This window comes from Exiguobacterium sp. RIT594, from assembly GCF_003339585.1.
Lineage (GTDB): Bacteria > Bacillota > Bacilli > Exiguobacteriales > Exiguobacteriaceae > Exiguobacterium_A.
Map to the genome: position 1 here is coordinate 12,804 of NZ_QPKF01000001.1, position 17,464 is coordinate 30,267.

The 17,464-nt window shown below is 46.3% G+C and carries 18 protein-coding genes; 14 read left to right on the top strand and 4 right to left on the bottom strand.

Annotated elements, in window-relative coordinates; translation table 11 throughout:
• Positions 1-825 precede the first annotated feature (825 nt).
• The 3 genes from DVG79_RS00090 to DVG79_RS00100 all read left to right on the top strand — a co-directional run bounded on the left by DVG79_RS00090 (position 826) and on the right by DVG79_RS00100 (position 4,345).
• Complete coding sequence (locus DVG79_RS00090; protein ID WP_114594952.1) at positions 826-2,358, top strand: FAD-dependent oxidoreductase; 1,533 nt, start codon at positions 826-828, stop codon at positions 2,356-2,358.
• Positions 2,359-2,686: 328 nt separating this feature from the next.
• Complete coding sequence (gene desA / locus DVG79_RS00095) at positions 2,687-3,706, top strand: Delta(5) desaturase DesA (protein WP_114594953.1); 1,020 nt, start codon at positions 2,687-2,689, stop codon at positions 3,704-3,706.
• A 126-nt stretch (positions 3,707-3,832) separates the two neighbouring features.
• Positions 3,833-4,345 (top strand): VanZ family protein, encoded by a 513-nt coding sequence (locus DVG79_RS00100; RefSeq protein WP_114594954.1) that lies wholly within the window; start codon positions 3,833-3,835, stop codon positions 4,343-4,345.
• Between the two features lie 55 nt (positions 4,346-4,400).
• Here DVG79_RS00100 and DVG79_RS00105 read toward each other — a convergent pair whose 3' ends face one another.
• Positions 4,401-4,595 (bottom strand): hypothetical protein, encoded by a 195-nt coding sequence (locus DVG79_RS00105; protein ID WP_114594955.1) that lies wholly within the window; start codon positions 4,593-4,595, stop codon positions 4,401-4,403.
• A gap of 361 nt (positions 4,596-4,956) precedes the next feature.
• Between DVG79_RS00105 and DVG79_RS00110 the strand changes: the two genes are divergently transcribed.
• A complete protein-coding gene (locus tag DVG79_RS00110; protein WP_114594956.1) occupies positions 4,957-6,369 on the top strand; it encodes an ankyrin repeat domain-containing protein in 1,413 nt (470 codons plus the stop codon).
• Between the two features lie 82 nt (positions 6,370-6,451).
• On the opposite strand, the gene DVG79_RS00115 is transcribed toward DVG79_RS00110, so the two are convergent.
• The gene (locus DVG79_RS00115; protein ID WP_114594957.1) at positions 6,452-8,548 is read right to left on the bottom strand and encodes a 5'-nucleotidase C-terminal domain-containing protein; all 2,097 of its coding nucleotides are present in this window, start codon (positions 8,546-8,548) and stop codon (positions 6,452-6,454) included.
• A 370-nt stretch (positions 8,549-8,918) separates the two neighbouring features.
• On the opposite strand from DVG79_RS00115, the gene DVG79_RS00120 reads away from it, so the two are divergent.
• The 4 genes from DVG79_RS00120 (at position 8,919) to galU (ending at position 12,136) form a co-directional block, all read left to right on the top strand.
• Positions 8,919-9,134 carry a hypothetical protein gene (locus DVG79_RS00120; RefSeq protein ID WP_114594958.1) on the top strand — a complete coding sequence of 72 codons (216 nt, stop codon included), beginning with the start codon at positions 8,919-8,921 and terminating at the stop codon, positions 9,132-9,134.
• Positions 9,135-9,369: 235 nt separating this feature from the next.
• Positions 9,370-10,179 carry an ABC transporter permease gene (locus DVG79_RS00125; RefSeq protein ID WP_026827415.1) on the top strand — a complete coding sequence of 270 codons (810 nt, stop codon included), beginning with the start codon at positions 9,370-9,372 and terminating at the stop codon, positions 10,177-10,179.
• A 14-nt stretch (positions 10,180-10,193) separates the two neighbouring features.
• Entirely contained in the window at positions 10,194-11,147 is a 954-nt protein-coding gene (locus DVG79_RS00130; RefSeq protein ID WP_114594959.1) for an ABC transporter ATP-binding protein, read from the top strand.
• A 110-nt stretch (positions 11,148-11,257) separates the two neighbouring features.
• The gene (galU, locus tag DVG79_RS00135) at positions 11,258-12,136 is read left to right on the top strand and encodes a UTP--glucose-1-phosphate uridylyltransferase GalU (protein WP_114594960.1); all 879 of its coding nucleotides are present in this window, start codon (positions 11,258-11,260) and stop codon (positions 12,134-12,136) included.
• Positions 12,137-12,204: 68 nt separating this feature from the next.
• Here galU and DVG79_RS00140 read toward each other — a convergent pair whose 3' ends face one another.
• Positions 12,205-12,786 (bottom strand): LOG family protein, encoded by a 582-nt coding sequence (locus DVG79_RS00140; RefSeq protein ID WP_114594961.1) that lies wholly within the window; start codon positions 12,784-12,786, stop codon positions 12,205-12,207.
• A gap of 130 nt (positions 12,787-12,916) precedes the next feature.
• On the opposite strand from DVG79_RS00140, the gene DVG79_RS16145 reads away from it, so the two are divergent.
• Positions 12,917-13,090 (top strand): hypothetical protein, encoded by a 174-nt coding sequence (locus tag DVG79_RS16145; protein ID WP_012371451.1) that lies wholly within the window; start codon positions 12,917-12,919, stop codon positions 13,088-13,090.
• A 299-nt stretch (positions 13,091-13,389) separates the two neighbouring features.
• Positions 13,390-13,668, top strand: coding sequence for a hypothetical protein (locus DVG79_RS00145; protein WP_114594962.1), 279 nt, complete (start codon positions 13,390-13,392; stop codon positions 13,666-13,668).
• Positions 13,669-13,670: 2 nt separating this feature from the next.
• Here the strand turns inward: DVG79_RS00145 and DVG79_RS00150 are convergent, their stop codons facing one another.
• A complete protein-coding gene (locus tag DVG79_RS00150) occupies positions 13,671-14,552 on the bottom strand; it encodes a helix-turn-helix domain-containing protein (RefSeq protein WP_114594963.1) in 882 nt (293 codons plus the stop codon).
• Between the two features lie 147 nt (positions 14,553-14,699).
• Between DVG79_RS00150 and DVG79_RS16065 the strand changes: the two genes are divergently transcribed.
• The 4 genes from DVG79_RS16065 to DVG79_RS00165 all read left to right on the top strand — a co-directional run bounded on the left by DVG79_RS16065 (position 14,700) and on the right by DVG79_RS00165 (position 17,417).
• Complete coding sequence (locus tag DVG79_RS16065) at positions 14,700-14,846, top strand: hypothetical protein (RefSeq protein ID WP_158537512.1); 147 nt, start codon at positions 14,700-14,702, stop codon at positions 14,844-14,846.
• A gap of 81 nt (positions 14,847-14,927) precedes the next feature.
• The gene (locus DVG79_RS00155) at positions 14,928-16,136 is read left to right on the top strand and encodes a hypothetical protein (RefSeq protein WP_114594964.1); all 1,209 of its coding nucleotides are present in this window, start codon (positions 14,928-14,930) and stop codon (positions 16,134-16,136) included.
• A complete protein-coding gene (locus tag DVG79_RS00160) occupies positions 16,129-16,872 on the top strand; it encodes a hypothetical protein (protein ID WP_114594965.1) in 744 nt (247 codons plus the stop codon). Before DVG79_RS00155 ends, DVG79_RS00160 begins: the two co-directional genes overlap by 8 nt.
• 236 nt (positions 16,873-17,108) lie before the next feature.
• Positions 17,109-17,417, top strand: a complete 309-nt coding sequence (locus DVG79_RS00165) for a hypothetical protein (RefSeq protein WP_012371446.1) — start codon at positions 17,109-17,111, stop codon at positions 17,415-17,417.
• The last annotated feature ends 47 nt before the right edge of the window (positions 17,418-17,464 follow it).

A 17,464-nucleotide genomic window follows, 5' to 3' on the forward strand; every position in this document is an offset into this window, starting at 1 on the left:
CGCTTCAGGATAACTCTACTTATCCAAGCGGATGTTCGGGAAAAAATAAAAAACCTGAATCCGAAAGGGAGACAGGTTGAAAAACTAAGAAATAAAGTGGGACTCAAATTAAAATCGGTTATCTTCAGCGGATACATCGTTGGATACTTTTCCGGTGAAGATGAAGTGATAGACTTCGATAATGAGGCAACAAACAACAATAATATACAGAAAGAATGAAATCCAACTATAGTTAAATGTTGCTGGGATTAAGTAACTTAAAAACGAAAACTGTTCATTAATTATGGTATAAGCGAACGCTAAAATCAGTGTAAAAATCATCAATCTTCGATTAAAGTTCAATGGTAAACGATTAATAAATTTCGTTACTCCAACAATAAGACAAATAAATGCTAAGAGGAAAAAGGCAGAATTGATTTGATTAACAATCAACAGCTCATTGAATCCAGTCATATTACTCGAAATGTGAATGATCCATCCAACGACTAAAGAAAATACACCTATCTTTAAGTTTAACGATCCCGCGCGGAGTTGAGGAATTAGTTCATGATGATGCTTGATTATCACAATAATGATAGCGATTAAAGAAACTCCCAGTAAAAATGACATAATTAATCTCCTTTGTTTTATCAATATAAGGATAGTATAAATTAAATTCCCTTAATTTTACTAATTTATTTGATGGATAAGGAAATGATTAAAATATAAAGGGTGATAGATTCAAATAAGATGAAAAAGTATAAATAAAGAATGTTTTAAGCGAAACAAGGGTAACTGTAACTGTTAGCTAAGGAAAGAAAAACTGACACTTACGGAGGTAGGGAAATGAAGCGACTGGATGGATTTCCAACATCGTACTGGCGGACTTCGATTGAACCTTCAACTTATCCACAGCTAGACGATAACCTGACGAGTGATGTCGTCGTCATTGGAGCCGGAATTGCAGGGCTCGTCACAGCCGTTCAACTGATTGAACAGGGCTATGACGTGACCTTAATTGAAGCAGACCGGATTGCGAGCGGGACGACCGGTTATACGACAGCGAAGGTCTCATCACAGCATGGCTTGATTTATGACGAACTGATTCAGACATTCGGCGAAGAGAAAGCGAAACTCTATCACGAAGCGAATGAAGAAGCGATTCGGTTCCTGCGGGATCAGACGACACGTCTTGCGATTGAGTGTGAGCTCGAGGAACAGGATGCCTATCTTTATGTCGCGTCAAGCGGACCAAAACACAAGCAACTGGCCAAGGAAGCGGATGCCTACAGCCGGCTTGGTATTAATGGAGGAGATGCGACGGATGAGGTCAAAAGCAAGTTACCGTATCCGGTCGAACAAGCACTCGTGATCCGTCAGCAAGCCCAGTTCCATCCGGTCAAATACTTACTTGGTCTTGCCCGTCATTTCACGGGACAAGGCGGAAAGTTGTATGAACAGACGCGGGCGACGTCTGTCGAGTCGAAACGGACGCCGACCGTGTTGCTTGAATCGGGTCATCAGATTGAAGCGAAAAAGGTCATCGTCGCGACACACTTTCCGTTCAACGACTTTAAGGGACTCTACTTCTCGAAACTCGAAGTGCACCGGTCGTATATCGTATCCGGACTGGTCCAGGAGGATTTTCCGGACGGTATGTTCATGAGCGCCGATAAACCAAGCCGGTCGCTCCGTCATTTGCACACGGCAGACGGGAAACGGCTTGGACTGTTCGGCGGGGAAAACCATCTGTCGGGCCATCAGATGGATACAAAAACAAACTATCAAGCGTTGGCCCATTTCGCAGCGAGTGAGTTTGGTGTAGCTGAAATTGACCAATTTTGGTCGGCGCAGGATTTGATTTCACTCGATAAAGTGCCGTATATCGGACAGATGACGAGTGACGATCCGAACATCCTGATTGCGACCGGATTTGCCAAGTGGGGGATGACGAACGGGATTGCGGCGGGACTGCTCTTGTCCGATTTATTAACGGGAACGCCGAACCGTTTCCGGGGATTGTTTGACCCGAACCGGTCGAAGTTGCATAAGCAGGATGCGAAACAATTCGCGAAGAACAATGCCGATGTTGCGATTGAATTACTGAAGGGAAAAGTAAGTCGCGCCAGTCAATCGGCGGACAACCTCGGAATCGATGAAGGCGGGCTCGTCCGGCATGCCGGAAAGACGGTCGGAGGATACCGTGATGAATCCGGTGAGTTGCACCTCGTCAAAACGACCTGTACGCATATGGGGTGTGACGTCAAATGGAACAACGGGGAACGGTCGTGGGATTGTCCGTGTCACGGCTCACGGTTTGATTACGAGGGGAATGTCTTAGAAGGACCGGCAGTGAAGCCGTTGAAAAAATTGAACTGATCCTAAATCGTCTCTATTGCTAGAGGCGGTTTTTTAATTGAGGTGGAAGAAATATCTTGAAACTTTCTTTTGCTGGAGAGTTAATAGTTTTGTGGCCGTCTGACCTTAAATATTTCGAATGATATCAGAATTTAATATTCATTCTGTTTTTCGATGTGCTATAATTACCAGGTATTAAAAATATTCAAGCGTTTAACTATATCGGTCGGGTCGATCTTCATGTGGATGTTACGAATTCACCGTCACGAACGCCGTTTACAGGTTTCATATCAAGTTCATTTCATTGTAGCGTCGTGAACGCTGTACGAATTCGAGGAGGAAGCAACACATGAGTAAAGAAAAAATCGCCCAGCTTCGCAAACACGTTTCACCTTTTGAGAAGGCAGACGTCAAATCCAGCGTCCGGCAGATGATTAACACGATTTTGCCGTTTCTCGTCGCCTGGTTCCTGGCTTATCAGGCCTTGCAGATTTCCGTTTGGCTCGCTGTCCCGCTTGCGATCGTCGCAGCCGGTTTCGTCGTGCGGATGTTCATCATCTTCCATGACTGTACACACGGGTCATTCTTCAAAAACAAAAAGGCCAACGCAATCGTCGGAACGATTACAGGCATTCTGACTTTATTCCCGTACGAGAAATGGAAACGGGAGCATTCGATCCACCACGCATCCAGCGGGAACTTGGACAAACGCGGTGTCGGTGACATTTGGGTCATGACGATCGAAGAATATGTCGAAGCTTCAAAATGGACGCGTCTGAAATACCGTCTGTACCGGAATCCGCTCGTCATGTTTGGTCTTGGACCACTCCTGTTGATTCTTGTCGTCAGCCGGTTCAACCGGAAAGATGCCCGCAAAAAAGAACGGATCAATACGCATGTCATCAATGCGTCACTGATCGTCTTATACGGGATCATGATTTACTTCATCGGATGGCAGGCGTTCCTGATCATTCAAGGAACAACGATGTTCACGGCAGGCGTCCTCGGAATCTGGTTATTCTACGTCCAACATACGTTCGAAGACTCGTATTTCGAGGATGAGAGCGAATGGGATTACGTCAAGGCCGCCATCGAAGGCAGCTCGTACTATGAATTGCCGAAAGTCTTGCAGTGGGTGACAGGGAACATCGGTTTCCACCACGTTCACCACCTAAGTCCGCGTGTCCCGAACTACAACTTAGAAAAAGCGCATACGGCAACACCACCGCTTCAAAAAGCAACGACAATCGGCTTGTTCTCAAGTCTGAAGTCGCTGCGTTACAAGCTGTATGACGCAAAAAATAAAACGTTCGTGACGTTCGGGGAAATCAAGCATCTCTTGCGTGAACCGAAAACGTCCATCTCATAAACGATAGGGTCTTACTTCTTTTTCAAAGGAGTAAGACCTTTTTGTGTTACGGCCTCCGACTTTTGCCGTATGTCTCGCCCTGGAATCCATGGTACGATGGCAAGTATTGAAAGGAGGGATGTTCGGATGCGTCGTCCATCGATCGGCTACATCATGGCAGGAGCTATTTTACTTTTATTATTCGGATTCAGTTCGATGAGTTATCAGCAGCAATCCTTGATTCCGTTTCTGACGAATCATATCCCACTCGGATGGGTCTACGCCTTTTCGTTCGTCTCGTTTCATTATGAGGTGCCGATCAGTGTCGCGGCACTTGGGCCCGCAGCATTCCTTGAGTTTTTCATCCGTAAAGGGATGCATGCCGGTTTGTTCTTCATCCTCGGGACAAGCCTCGTCCATGTCTTGCGTCTGCGCGGCTATCGTCCGGTTCCGGCTGCCTTCTTTGCCGCGACGACAGCGATGACCGTCGGAGTGGTTGATGAGTTTCATCAGCAATTGACCGGCGGACGGACTCCGCTCGTCGGAGATGTCATCATTGACGGAAGTGGTGCGGTCTTCGGGATTGTCCTCTATACGGCTCTGCGTCTGTTCCTAAAAGCCGACCGGCTCGTCAAGTCAGAATACCGGCAATCGAGTTGAACACAAAAATACCCGGTCGTCTCAATCTTGCTGAGGCGACCGGGTATTTGAACGATTAAAAACGTTGGACCCATTCAATTTTATATTGCGTCCGACCGAATTGTTTACGAAGCATCGTATCTGCTTTTTTCCGCGCTGCCGTGTGGTCACCGGCTTTAATGATCAGCCGATCTGTGTCCACGATTTCATCCTGTTCGATAACTTGATATTGAATCGTATATTCTTTATTAAACAATCCGAATACTCCCAAGAAATTCACTCCCATATTCTTCATTCTATTAGTTATTATATGGTATTAAATTGTGGAATGCAATTTAAATAAATGACTTTTGACTTACCTGGTAAGAAAACGTTTATGGTTCTAAAGAATCATGGTAATGATATTTCAAATGTTACAAAGAATGCTCGTATGACTGGGTAAATATCAGGAAAATTTAATTTTTCTAGAATCTAGATATATTCAATTTAGGTATTTAGTAATGCTTTAAAAAGATTTATTTTTATTTTTAAAATATATTTAAGGATAATGTTTTTTTTATTAACAAGAATTGCCTTGGAACTCTTATGGAATTATCGGTATGATAAGAGGAGTGAGAAAAAGAGGTGAACCAATGCATGAGGAAGTGAAACAAATCAGACAGAGACAACAGTCCGCGACCGTACGAGAGCGACTTTATTTTTGGTTACTCTTGCTGAGTACACTCGTAACGGGTTGTGGCTTAATCATCGGGATTCTGACACTTGAAACAATCGGGATCATAATCGTTGGAACGGTCCTTCTTTTACTCGGTATGTTCTGGGTTCGTCAGTGGATTCGTGTCATGACCATCCGGACGGACGGGATGGTGCTGAGTGAACAGCAGCAACCACTTGTTTATGAACAACTTCGGCAGGATGCGGAACGACTGGGATTCTGGAAGGTGCCGGAAATCATCGTAACAAACCATAAGACAATCAAACGTCCACGGACGATCGGCTTGTTTCAAAAGTATCTGCTTGTCTTACCAACCGGTTATCCGGTAAATGCGACGACGCGTTTCGAACTGTTGCGCGAGCTCGTCCATTTAAAACAGAACCACGAAGAGAAACGGATGCTGCTGTTGCTCGGGAGTTGGGTGCCGTTCCTGAGAAGTGCTTATCTCCGGGCATGCGAAGAGACGGCTGACCGGCAGGCACTGGCTTGTCTCGCAGAAGAGGAGCGTGTGCCGGCGCTTGTCCGGTCCGTTGTCGGTCCTGTCTCCTGGCAGACGTTGCACCTTGATGCCTATATCGGTCAAAAACGCCAACCGATGCCGTTTGCCGCAGCGCTCAGTGAATTGTTCCGAAATCAGTCGTCCATTTCCCGGCGGTTGACGTTTGCCGGACTCGACGCTCCGCGAAAACAGTCGGCCCGTATTGCGAGTGCCGCCGTCGTCAGTCTGAGCTGTCTGGCCCTGGCAGGACTGGTCTTCGCCGTGACAAAGCTTGAGTTGCCCACTTGGTTGCCGAACGGTGCCTCTTCCGTTGCCGAGCAGACGGCGAAAGAAGATCTCGGAGAATCGAAACTGATGGCGGCGATTCAAAAGGGGACGCTTGCAGAAATCGAAACGTTGATTCCGAAGAGTGATATGCAGGCAGTCGATGCCGACGGCGATACGGCCCTGCATTACCTCGGGTACCGGAAGTCGAGTGAGGGGCTGGAGACGGTCTTTAAAGCCTTGCTTGCTGCCGGCAGTGATGTTGACGCCGTCAATGAGTTCGGCGAACGGCCGTTCATCACAGCGGTCTACAGCAACAACAAGGAATTGGTGGAGCTGTACTTGGAACGGGGCGAGAAAATCAATCAACAGGACGACGAGAAATATACACCGCTCCATCACGCGGTTGAAGGTGAAGGAAAAGAGACCGTCCAACTGTTGCTTGAGCGGGGCGCCGACCCGGCAATCAAAAATGCCGATGGGTATACGCCGCTGATGATGGCACAGGAGTATGAACTGGATGACATCATCACCTTGCTGAAACAAAATCAGACCCAGACGTTATGAAGACAACAACAGGAGAGGATATGATCCGCCTCCTGAAAACACAAAAAAGACCGGCAGTTAAGCCCGGTCTTTTTTTGCGGAATTATTTTGTTTCTGCTTTTGTATCGACGATCCGGCCTTCGATTTTGTAATCGACTTGACCAAGTGATTTCGTGAAGTCGCGGAGGTTTTCCCAGTCCGAGAGACCAAGATCCGTCACACGACCGTCTTTATAAGCCACTTCGAACGGTGTAAGTCCGTCGCCGCCTTTAGCTGTGAAGGCATTCGTTGCGATGACGTACGTTTTCGTTAAATCAAGGGCTTCAAACGTGTCGCCGTTTTTGACTTCCATTTTCGTGACACGGTCGCCTTTTGCGAGTTTGCTGCTGTATTCGAATTTCATACCTGAAACGTGGAGGAAACCGCCGTTTTCGATTGGAGCGACGCCAACGCTGATTTCAAGCAAGTCTTTGATTTCCTGACCTGTCAATTGTGCTGTCGCGAGTGTGTTACCGAACGGAAGTGTCGTCAAGACTTCACCGACCGTGAGTGGACCGGCATTGATGGCAGCACGGATTCCACCACCGTTTTGCATCGCGATGACTGTATCTTTGTTGTATTCTTTCGCTTTTTGGAGCATCCCGTCTGTGATCAGGTTTCCGAGTGCCGTTTCGCTGTTCCGGACACTGACTTCTCCACGTGGATTCACGAGTTCGTTGACGATGTTCGCGCCGACTTCTTCGTTTTTCAGTTCTGTGATTTGATCAGCGTACGGTTTAAGGATAGACGCGGCAGTAGCATCTTCCGCTGCTTTTGAAACGTCGATCAATGATCCTTTATACTCTGTCAATTTCCCTTTGTAGTCGAACGTCAGGTTAAGATTTCCGAGGAAATCACCGTACTGGTAAGCTTGAGCGATGATGGTCGGCTCTGCTTTACCCGGTACGACCGTATCATCCACGACGACCGGTGTTTCAAGTTTCGTATGCGAGTGACCACCAACGATGACATCGATGCCGTCCACGTTACGTGCGAGCAACTGATCATTGTCGACGGCCGGATTGTCATCAAAACCGATGTGTGTCAAAGCAACGATTTTATTGACGCCACGGTCTTCGAGTTTTTTGACGGCTGCTTTCGCACTGTCGATGTAGTTCGCGAAGGCGACAGTTCCCGGACTCGAGATATCGGCCGTCTCTTCTGTCGTCAGACCGAAGAAACCGATTTTTTGTCCTTTGTATTCTTTAATGATGCCTTGATAGATTTTGCCTTTTTCAGGACCGGCTGTGATTGTTTTCGATTGCAGACCGCCGAGTAATTCGTTTTTGCTGAAATCGACGTTCGCTGTGATGAACGGGAATTTCGCTTTCTTGACGAATTCCTGTAACGCTAAGTGGTTGTCCGCATCCCCGAGATCGAACTCGTGGTTACCGAACGTCATCATGTCGTATTTCATATAGTTCATCAGCTCGAGATCGGCTTGTCCTTTGAACTTGTTGAAGTAAAGGGAACCGGAGAAGACATCGCCTGCATCGAGTAACAGTGACGGTGTACCGTCTGCTTTATAGGCAGCGCGGAGTTCTTTAATGACAGTCGCGCGTTTTGGTGCTTTATCGAGGTTGGCGTGCGTATCGTTCGTGTGCAGCAAACCGATTGAGAAATCATCTTTATTGATATCAAGGACGTTGATTTTTGCTTTGAGGGTGATTGTTTTGCCGAGACGTGTGTAACTCGCAACGGCATATTTCACGCCGGCTTCGCTCGTATCGACTTTCGACCAGCGGACCGGTTTGTCATAGACACGGCCTGTCGCATAGAGGACAGCCAACGTTTTCGGAAGTTCCGGTTTTTCACCGACATAGATTGTCTGTTCTTTGACACTTTCGACGAACTTCACGGCATAGTTTTGAATGAGGATTTTGACTTCGATCGGCGATTTCTTCTTGCCATACGTTCCTTTGACCGTCTGATAGCGGTTGAATATGTGACGGTCATAACTTTTCCACGTGATTTTCTCGCCCTTGTATGTAGCTGGTAACTTGACCGGGGCACCTTTTGTGAAGACGAGTGACTTGAGTTTGACCGTTTTGACTTTGACATGCGTTGCTGCCGATACAGTAGTCTGGGCAACCGGCACGATTGCCGATGTCGTCAGGGCGACAGCAACGGCTGCCGCGTAAAGCGGTTTTGATTTATACATACGTAGAAATCCTCCTTCAAAGTGGGTGTATGAATACAAGGTCGAAATGCGATCGTTGACCTCTTCTTCTACTATAAGTCGTTCTTGGTGGATGGTGCGATAAAACTTTTGTAAAATTCGTAAATTCTTAGGTCGGACGACATGACAACCAGGGATAGACGTCCGTTTTAGTCTGTTTTTCTGGTTAATTTGACCTAAACATGTAAAATGATAACGCTTTCATTATAATCTGTCCGAGTGAAAAAAGAAACGGAAATATACATCAATTCGTCAAACATTCCCATTAATTGATAATCTACTGGTGGAGTTCGGCGTATGAGTTCGGTATGATGAAGAAATGAGGAAACCGCGGGAGGAGAGCAATAAGACGATGAAAGAGACGATTCAAGGCACCATGGTTCTGGTCATCTTATGTGTGATGAGCATTTTATTGATCTGGGGATTGTCATCCCCGCCGACGACGATTGAATTTCCACTTCTATCCCATTCGAAACCAGTCAGCAACGATGTCTTGTCCATCGTTGCCGACTGGTTTTTTTGTCGGGGAGAAAGCTACAGTTTGGTGTCGGTTTGCCCAATACATTGACATGAATTTTAACGATGGCTAGAATTGATTAAGTGTATGGCACCCGGTGCCTGCTTTTTTAATAGGAAAAGAGTGCTTGAAAAGGAAGGGAGGAATGAATCAACGTGCAGGCGTCTGCCTGTCCGCGGTCGGTCGTTCGTTTGAAGAATCGCGAACGGAGCCCGTCTTTTTATTTTGAAGTGGATGCAACCGAACTAAAATACATGTACCTTTACAGATCGGAAGGAAATTAATTATGTGGAAAGAAATGAAAAGCATCATCCGCGAACAAGTGGAGAATTTTCCGCTGATTCGCCGTCTCGCCCGTTATGAGATTAAATCGGCGCACGCGGAGCAACGACTTGGACTTTTGTGGGAGCTGCTCAATCCCGGCTTACAGATCTTTATTTACTGGTTCGTCTTTGGTGTTGGTCTGAAAGGGAACAAAAACGTCGACGGTGATACACCGTTCATCGTCTGGCTCCTCTGCGGGATCGTCGTCTGGTTCTTCATCAATGATGCCTTGCTGCGCGGGTCGAACTCGATCAACAGCCGCCTGGCGATGGTGACGAAAATGCGTTTCCCGATGAGTGCGATTCCGTCGTATGTCATCTTATCCCGGATGTACCAGCATTTCGCGATGCTCCTGATCGTCTTCATCGTCATCATCCTGAACGGTATTCCGATCACCTGGAAGTTACTCCAACTCCCGTATTATATGGCGGCTACTTATATCTTCGTCTACGCGTTCTCCCTGTGTTTCTCGACATTGATTACGCTCGTCAAAGACATTCAATTGTTCCTGCAATCGATGATGCGGATGCTGTTTTATCTGACACCGATTCTGTGGAACATCGAACGGTTCCCGGATGTCTTACACGGTGTGCTTCGTCTGAATCCGGTCTTTTACCTCGTGGAAGGATACCGCGCGAGCCTGCTCGGCGGAGCCTGGGTTTGGCAGGAGTGGCCGACGGGACTTTATTTCTGGAGCGTGACACTGCTCTTGTTCACAGCCGGAACGTTTTTACACATCAAGTTCCGTAAATCATTCACCGAGCTCGTTTAAGGAAGGAAATCGCCATGTCTATGATAAAACTCGACCATGTCACGAAACGGTTCGATATGGTCACGACGACAAAAGAAAAATTCAAGTTACTGTTTAAGAATCAAAGTAAAAACGTCAAGACGTTTACGGCACTCCGCGATGTCTCCCTTGATATCGGGTCCGGTGAAGTCGTCGGTCTCGTCGGAATCAACGGTTCCGGGAAATCGACGCTGTCGAACCTGATTTCCGGTATCATCTATGCCAACGAAGGCGACGTCGAAATCAACGGGGAAGTGGCAATCATCGCCGTTTCCCAAGGGTTGAAAAACGTCTTGACCGGCCGTGAGAACATCCACCTGAAATGTTTGATGCTCGGGATGGACGATGCAGAAATCGAACGCCGGATGCCGGGGATCATTGATTTCGCGGACATCGGGGATTTCATCGATCAACCGATTAAAAAATATTCAAGCGGGATGAAATCACGGCTCGGATTTGCGATCGCCGTCAATGTCGATGCCGACATCCTGATCGTCGATGAAGCGTTGTCGGTCGGTGACCAGACGTTTTACAACCGGTGTATCGACAAGATGAACGAGTTCAAGAACGAAGGCAAGACGATCATCTTCGTCAGTCACTCGTTGAACCAGATCCGGAGTTTCTGTGAGCGGGTCATCTGGCTCGAATACGGACAGGTCAAGCTCGACGGGACGACGAAGGAAGTCGTACCGGAATACAAGAAGTTCCTGACCGAATACAAGAAGCTGACGAAAGAAGAACAGCACCAGTACCGGCGGGATCGTCTGAAGGAACAGAGTGCCCAGGCGAAACCGGGCAAGAAAAACATGGATGCCGAAGATACGGTCAAACATCCGGGATGGATCTTGTCAGGGATCAGCTTACTCGTACTTGCAGCCGGCAGTCTGATGGTCATCGATGAGACACCGTCATTCGCGACATTTACAGAAGCTTTCACTAAACTATTTTAAGAACGGATCAGAGACGTGTGTCTCTGGTCTTTTTTTGAGTAAAACAGGGAAAAAGGGACTGGAAAGCGAATGCTTACGAGTAACGGATCAAGTGCTGAGGAGGAATGTACGTGTCGAAAGTCAGAAAAGCCATCATCCCGGCAGCCGGTCTCGGGACCCGGTTTTTACCGGCGACGAAAGCGATGCCAAAAGAAATGTTACCGATTTTAACGAAACCGACCATTCAGTATATCGTCGAAGAGGCGGTGGCATCGGGGATCGAACAGATCATCATCGTCTCCGGACGGAACAAGCGGGCAATCGAAGATCATTTCGACCACGCACCGGAACTTGAGAACATCCTGCGTCAAAAAGGGAAACTCGACTTGCTGAAAGAGGTCGATGCCTCGACGACGATGGCGGAGATTCATTATATCCGTCAAAAGGAACCGAAAGGACTGGGACATGCAATCTGGAGTGCCCGGCATTTCATCGGCGATGAGCCGTTTGCCGTCTTGCTCGGGGATGATATCATCGTCTCGGAAGAACCGGGTCTAAAACAACTGATTGATCAATACGAAGAACTGGACGCCTCGGTCGTCGGTGTCCGGCACGTCCCGACGGAAGACACACATCGGTACGGCATCATTGATCCGTTGAATCAGACAGGACGCCGTTATCAGGTACGTCAGTTCGTCGAAAAACCGGTCCAGGGAACGGCACCGTCGAATATGGCGATCATCGGACGTTACATCCTGACGCCGGCGATTTTTGAATACCTGGCGACCCAAGGAGCGGGATCGGGTGGAGAGATTCAGCTGACGGATGCAATCGAACGGCTGAATGGACAGGAAGAGGTCTACGGATATGAGGTGGAAGGGAAACGGTTTGATGTCGGGGAGAAGATGGGGTACGTCGAGACGACGTTAGCCTTTGCGCTCGAAGACGCAGAGATTCAGGCAGACGTCCGGCAGTTACTCAAACGGTATGTCGAGAGCTGGCAAGATTAAAAAAACAGGGGTGACGGATGAGAGTTCCGTTACCCCTGTCGAAAGAGAGTGGTTGTCAGCTTGATGTGTCACGTTTGCTTCGTGTTCATGTACGTTTTCACTTGCGGTGCCCGGTAAGAGCGGAAGCGTTCGAGCAACCGTTCCGGATCCGATTCGACGAGCAGCATCGACGCGTGCTCGGCAATCAGGAAACCTTGTGTCTCCATTTGCTGAAATAACGCGACGAGCGGATCGTAATAGCCGTCAATGTTTAAGAGGCCGCACGGCTTTTCGTGAAGACCAAGCTGTGCCCAGGTAAAGACTTCGAAAAACTCTTCCATCGTTCCCGGACCACCGGGTAAGATGATGAAGCCGTCGGCCAGTTCTGCCATCTTCGCCTTGCGGTCATGCATCGATTCGACGAGGTGAAGTTCCGTCAGGTTCGGATGGGCAATCTCCTTTTCCTGCAAGAAATGAGGCAGGACACCGATTGCCTGTCCGTTGGCTGCGAGGACAGCATCCGCAACGGCGCCCATCGTCCCGACACGTGAACCGCCGTAGACAAGTCCGATTTGATGCGCTGCGAGCGTCGTCCCGAGTGTTGTTGCGGCTTGGCGGAAAACGGGTGTTGCTCCATCTTTAGAACCACAAAATACTGCTAACTTATTCATCCATAGGTCCCCCTTGTTAAAAATCGTCTTCTGTCAACATATCATAACAGGATGTTTCGAATAAGAGGGATTTTGTAAGTTTTTGACGAAGAAAAACAAATCAAGAAACGTCGAAGTGGAGGAGGAAGTAATGAGACCTAAAATCATCGTCTGGCTTGTCTTATTGATTGCGGCAATCAATCTTGCAATTGGTCTGTGGATTCCGGAATCACCTGCCCGAACGACGGTTAGCAGCATTTTGCTCGGACTGATCGTCTTACTTGGGGTAGGCTATTTCATTGCATTGCGCCGTTCGTCAAAATAAATTAAACCCGTTTCGTTTGCGTGCAGCAGACGAAGCGGGTTTTTGTATACGAAAGAATCATAAAGACGAGAGTGAGTGAATATTCTAAAAAATCTATTTTCATACACTTTATCGACACAAAGGTGGATAAAATGTAAATAATATGCACATTTCAGGACCTATGACCTAAGACGAAAGGTGTGGTAAGTGTAAATAATGTGCAAAATGTATCGAATATTCGTATTCGAATATCCGAGGGGGGTCTAAGGTTATATGATGTTGTTACAGAGCTAGACAAAAAAATTAGGAGGTTATTCATTATGAACTTAAAAAAGAAATTAGGCTTAGTTGTTGGAGCGCTTGCATTAACTGCATCATTAGGACTTGGAGCTATCGATTCTGCTAAAAGTATCGATATAGCAGGAAACGGCTTACCGCTCGAGTACTCGGTAAAACGTGATGTAGCAGGAAACGGCTTACCACTCGAGTACTCGGTAAAACGTGATGTAGCAGGAAACGGCTTACCGCTCGAGTATTCGGTAAAACGTGATGTAGCAGGAAACGGCTTACCACTTGAATATTCAGTAAAACGAGTATAATTTTATTTGTTTATATAATTTTTCTTGACCGTTTCGATAATCTTTTTATATTCGTCCATTCGTAACAAGTCAAATAGAAAATAAGCTTTTTCATATATATCAGAAATTTCTTGGCTATCGTAATTTAATTGTTCTAAACAAGCTCCTTTTTGAGAAAAGAGTTGTCCTAATAGTGACATATCTTTGAAATTTAAGCTTTGATCAATTGCATCATTTATGAGCTTTAATGCTTGTTCAGGTCTTTTAAAGTCGAGCAGTATTTTTGAAAAATTGTATGAAATTCTTATTTTGTTGATTAATAACTCATCGCTATCAAAATTCAATTGTAATATTTCTTCATAAACTTTAATACTGTGTTGGTAAATTTTATTTTCAGAATATAGGTTAGCGATGGCTGATTTAATTCGTATTAACATATTAGGAGAATAATGTATTGTTGAATACTTTTCCGATAATTGCTGTAACTCTACAATACAGGTTCTATAATCTATCTTGTTAAGCCGATAAGCACATAAGTAAAAATAATATTTATAAAGTAAAGTTGATTCTAGTTCTACTCCTTTACTTCTAGAAAGCAGGATAAATTTCGTTTCTTGATAAATACTAGAAAATTCTTGATTTCGAAATTTTGATACTAGAGACTCATCTATTAACTTTATTGAATTTTGTTGCTCAGTATGATCTAAAAAAACAGTAATCGGTACTTGTAATCGTCGTGATAATGCAAAAAGCAAATCAACCGTCGGAGAATGTGTCCCACTTTCAATTTTACTGATTTCCGCCTGGCTGCAAATTCCGTTCGCCAAATCCTTCTGCGTCAGATTATGTTTCTTGCGAAGGCGGCGAAGGGCCAGACCAATCTGCGGTGACGTGAATTGATCCATCGGGTTCTGTCCTTTCTGTCCAGTGGATTTGAGAAAACGATACCCTTTTCCATTATAAGAGGGAACGGGATCTGATACCAAACTTTTAGTTCAAAAAGTCGTCAACGTGTTGTCTGCCATTTTAAACGAAAGAAAGGGGTAACTCCTATGAATCTCACCTTTAAAGAATCGCGCCGGACGATGACATCTTACGGCTGGTGCTTAAATGCTGCTGCTGTCTCGGTCGCACCCTTGGCAAGTCGGGAAATGGACCGGATCAAACCGCCGGCGAAACGAGAACTCAAAACTTCATGATAACGTCTCTTGTTGACGTGGCTTCATTCCGTCACAGGTTTGAAGCCTTTTTTAATAGTCATTACTGAAAGGAGCATGGATATGATCGGACTAACGGTTCTTTCTGAAAGCGAAGGCTGGTTACACCAACTCGACCCGACCGATGCCCTCACGACTTTTTGTGAGCAGCACCGGTTCTCAATGGATCGTTATGATTACGATCAACATACGTTTTTGGATTTACTCGACTATATGGACTTTCAAGAATTCGAACATTATTTGTTTGTCCTGCGAGGACCGGGGGAGCGGACCTTGCGACTGGTCGCGTATTTACAACAGCGGATGTTACATGTTCAGTTTCATCTGATTAATGAGCGGGGCGACGTCTTGTTCGGAGACCCGTATTTCTTGGATAAGACGATTCCGTTAGAAGGGACGACAGGATATACACAACCGATTGAATTACAAGATGCCTTGATGTCGTTGTTCACCGGTGTCTATCCGGACACCGCGTTGCGTCAGCCGCAACCGTTGCGTCACGTCTACGTGGAAACGACGGATTTGCTCGACTCGATTACACCGACTTTGTTTGATCAAATGACAATCAACAGCTTGTTATACATCGATCAGTCGACCCGGCATGACTTGCCGGTCATCGAACTGATGAGCCGGACACCGGTCCTGCTGGCGTTTTCCGATACGTTATCCTTTAGTGTCAGAGACCGGTTGGCGACGTTTGAGCGCAGTGACCTGGATGCTGCCATCAAACAGTGGCATGAGACAAGTGTCGTCTCCAATCCGGAACAGCGGATCGGGATTCTTGATTATGCGACGCTTACCGGCATGCCGTCCTCCCATCGTCTGTTCATTCACAGAGACGGAATCTATGCAGATTATGGAAAGCAGCTATTGCTCAGCGAGGCGTTCGACTTAAATATCTGTCAGTTACGTCAAAATCAGTTAGCGACATGGGAAGCGCTCGCTCCGATTACTCAACTCGCCTTATATCCGATTCTGTTTCAACTGGCTTCAGCGTTTCAAGGAACAAGTCAGTTCGTGACGCCTTACAGCGTGTTCGAACTGCCGCGGACGGAAGGAAAGCTTGGTCCGTTGACGATGATCGGGATTCAAAATAACGAGGGATGTTTCGCCTTCGAACTGGGGACGAATCAGTTGTTTGAAACGGATGAGACGTTCCTCGCCATTCTCGAAGCTGATCAAAAGGAACGGTTCGATATCTTACCGGAGCGGCTTGGTACAGACTATGAATCGGCAATCCAGACGTATAAGGAGTTGATCTATCATGGATGACAGACCATTATTCGGTCCATTTGCACGAAAAGGGAGTTATTCACGTGTTCAGGTTTTTGATCATCTGTTTGCTGACGACCGGTTCACGGCACTGTATCAGGAAGTAGCCATCTTGCCGGAAGTCGATGAACTGATGTTGTATCGCCGTTATCTTCAAAAAGAAGACCGGGTCCTGGTGCACGGAAACTTTTCAGCAACGTTATTTAACACACTATGTGCAGAAGGATATGATCTGTACCTCGTCGAATCGGAATTAACCCGAATTGCCGGGATTGCCGATCTATACCTGCATCGTGTCTACGGGCTCAGCAATGAGGTGGTCGATGTGATGGGAAGCCATGCGTTCAATAAAATCATTTTACCCGGTACGACGATTGCACGGTATTCACGGGGGGAACTGTTGTTGTTCTTCCGGAATATCCGTCACTTACTGGCAACGGACGGTCAATTACTGATCAGTATCCATAACGCGGATTATCTAAGACAAAACGTCCAACCGATTGCCTCGCGACGTATGGAGGACTGTACCTTATTTTACGGTCAAAAGGTCGACCGCGACCGGTTGATTTTTAATACGTATCTGAAATCGGCTTCTGATGAGAAGGTTGGTTATGTAGTGGAACATCTGTATGAAACAGACACGTTGTTTGAGTTTGCTAAACTGTCCCGGTATCGGGGACGGACATTGTACGCCGGGAAAAGCATCAGTATTTTGGAGTTCGATAAAATCGGATGATTTCAGAATCCTTCTTATACCATCAAAAGGGACAGATTTTTTTATGATCTGTCCCTTTTTGCTATCATAAAAAAATTAAAGAAGGCAGCTTGTTTGAAGATAATTAATTCCTTAAATTGGATATAAATATTTTTAATACTAGTTTAACTAGGTCTAAAGGTGGGGTAATAAACAAAAGCAGTACTTATCAATCAGTTTGATGATGCCATGCTAAAATCGGAGGATAGGTAAACGTTATGGATGAGAAGGTAGTTAAACTGAAAGCCAGTTGTTTATCCTTTATTGAGACGTTATTTCCGGAAGAGCATTTTGAGTTTGTGGAGCATACCATTCTTCCAGATGCCTTTGGCAAGAGCGGTACACATCTGACGTTTAAATCAGATGAACGCGAGCTCAAACTCAGTTTTGTCGATCAAGCACATAGTCGCTTCGAACGTGTTTTCCTAGCCGAAAAGACGCCGGAGTCCCCGTTCTTCAGTCGGATGATGGAAGCGACATATGAAGACGGTCAATTGTACATTCACCATGTCTTAAAATCTGATTGAAACGGCAAGTAAAAACACGATGAGATGTGCACAGGAAACATCCTGTC

What these genes read in the sequence shown, in the direction of transcription:
- DVG79_RS00130 (WP_114594959.1), top strand. Translation starts at nt 10,194, where the DNA reads ATGTCTATGATAAAACTCGACCATGTCACGAAACGGTTCGATATGGTC.
- DVG79_RS00140 (WP_114594961.1), bottom strand. Translation starts at nt 12,786, where the DNA reads ATGAATAAGTTAGCAGTATTTTGTGGTTCTAAAGATGGAGCAACACCC.
- DVG79_RS16065 (WP_158537512.1), top strand. Translation starts at nt 14,700, where the DNA reads ATGAATCTCACCTTTAAAGAATCGCGCCGGACGATGACATCTTACGGC.
- DVG79_RS00090 (WP_114594952.1), top strand. Translation starts at nt 826, where the DNA reads ATGAAGCGACTGGATGGATTTCCAACATCGTACTGGCGGACTTCGATT.
- DVG79_RS00110 (WP_114594956.1), top strand. Translation starts at nt 4,957, where the DNA reads ATGCATGAGGAAGTGAAACAAATCAGACAGAGACAACAGTCCGCGACC.
- DVG79_RS00115 (WP_114594957.1), bottom strand. Translation starts at nt 8,548, where the DNA reads ATGTATAAATCAAAACCGCTTTACGCGGCAGCCGTTGCTGTCGCCCTG.
- DVG79_RS00165 (WP_012371446.1), top strand. Translation starts at nt 17,109, where the DNA reads ATGGATGAGAAGGTAGTTAAACTGAAAGCCAGTTGTTTATCCTTTATT.
- DVG79_RS16145 (WP_012371451.1), top strand. Translation starts at nt 12,917, where the DNA reads ATGAGACCTAAAATCATCGTCTGGCTTGTCTTATTGATTGCGGCAATC.
- DVG79_RS00145 (WP_114594962.1), top strand. Translation starts at nt 13,390, where the DNA reads ATGAACTTAAAAAAGAAATTAGGCTTAGTTGTTGGAGCGCTTGCATTA.
- DVG79_RS00155 (WP_114594964.1), top strand. Translation starts at nt 14,928, where the DNA reads ATGATCGGACTAACGGTTCTTTCTGAAAGCGAAGGCTGGTTACACCAA.
- DVG79_RS00160 (WP_114594965.1), top strand. Translation starts at nt 16,129, where the DNA reads ATGGATGACAGACCATTATTCGGTCCATTTGCACGAAAAGGGAGTTAT.
- DVG79_RS00150 (WP_114594963.1), bottom strand. Translation starts at nt 14,552, where the DNA reads ATGGATCAATTCACGTCACCGCAGATTGGTCTGGCCCTTCGCCGCCTT.
- DVG79_RS00100 (WP_114594954.1), top strand. Translation starts at nt 3,833, where the DNA reads ATGCGTCGTCCATCGATCGGCTACATCATGGCAGGAGCTATTTTACTT.
- DVG79_RS00120 (WP_114594958.1), top strand. Translation starts at nt 8,919, where the DNA reads ATGAAAGAGACGATTCAAGGCACCATGGTTCTGGTCATCTTATGTGTG.
- desA (WP_114594953.1), top strand. Translation starts at nt 2,687, where the DNA reads ATGAGTAAAGAAAAAATCGCCCAGCTTCGCAAACACGTTTCACCTTTT.
- DVG79_RS00125 (WP_026827415.1), top strand. Translation starts at nt 9,370, where the DNA reads ATGTGGAAAGAAATGAAAAGCATCATCCGCGAACAAGTGGAGAATTTT.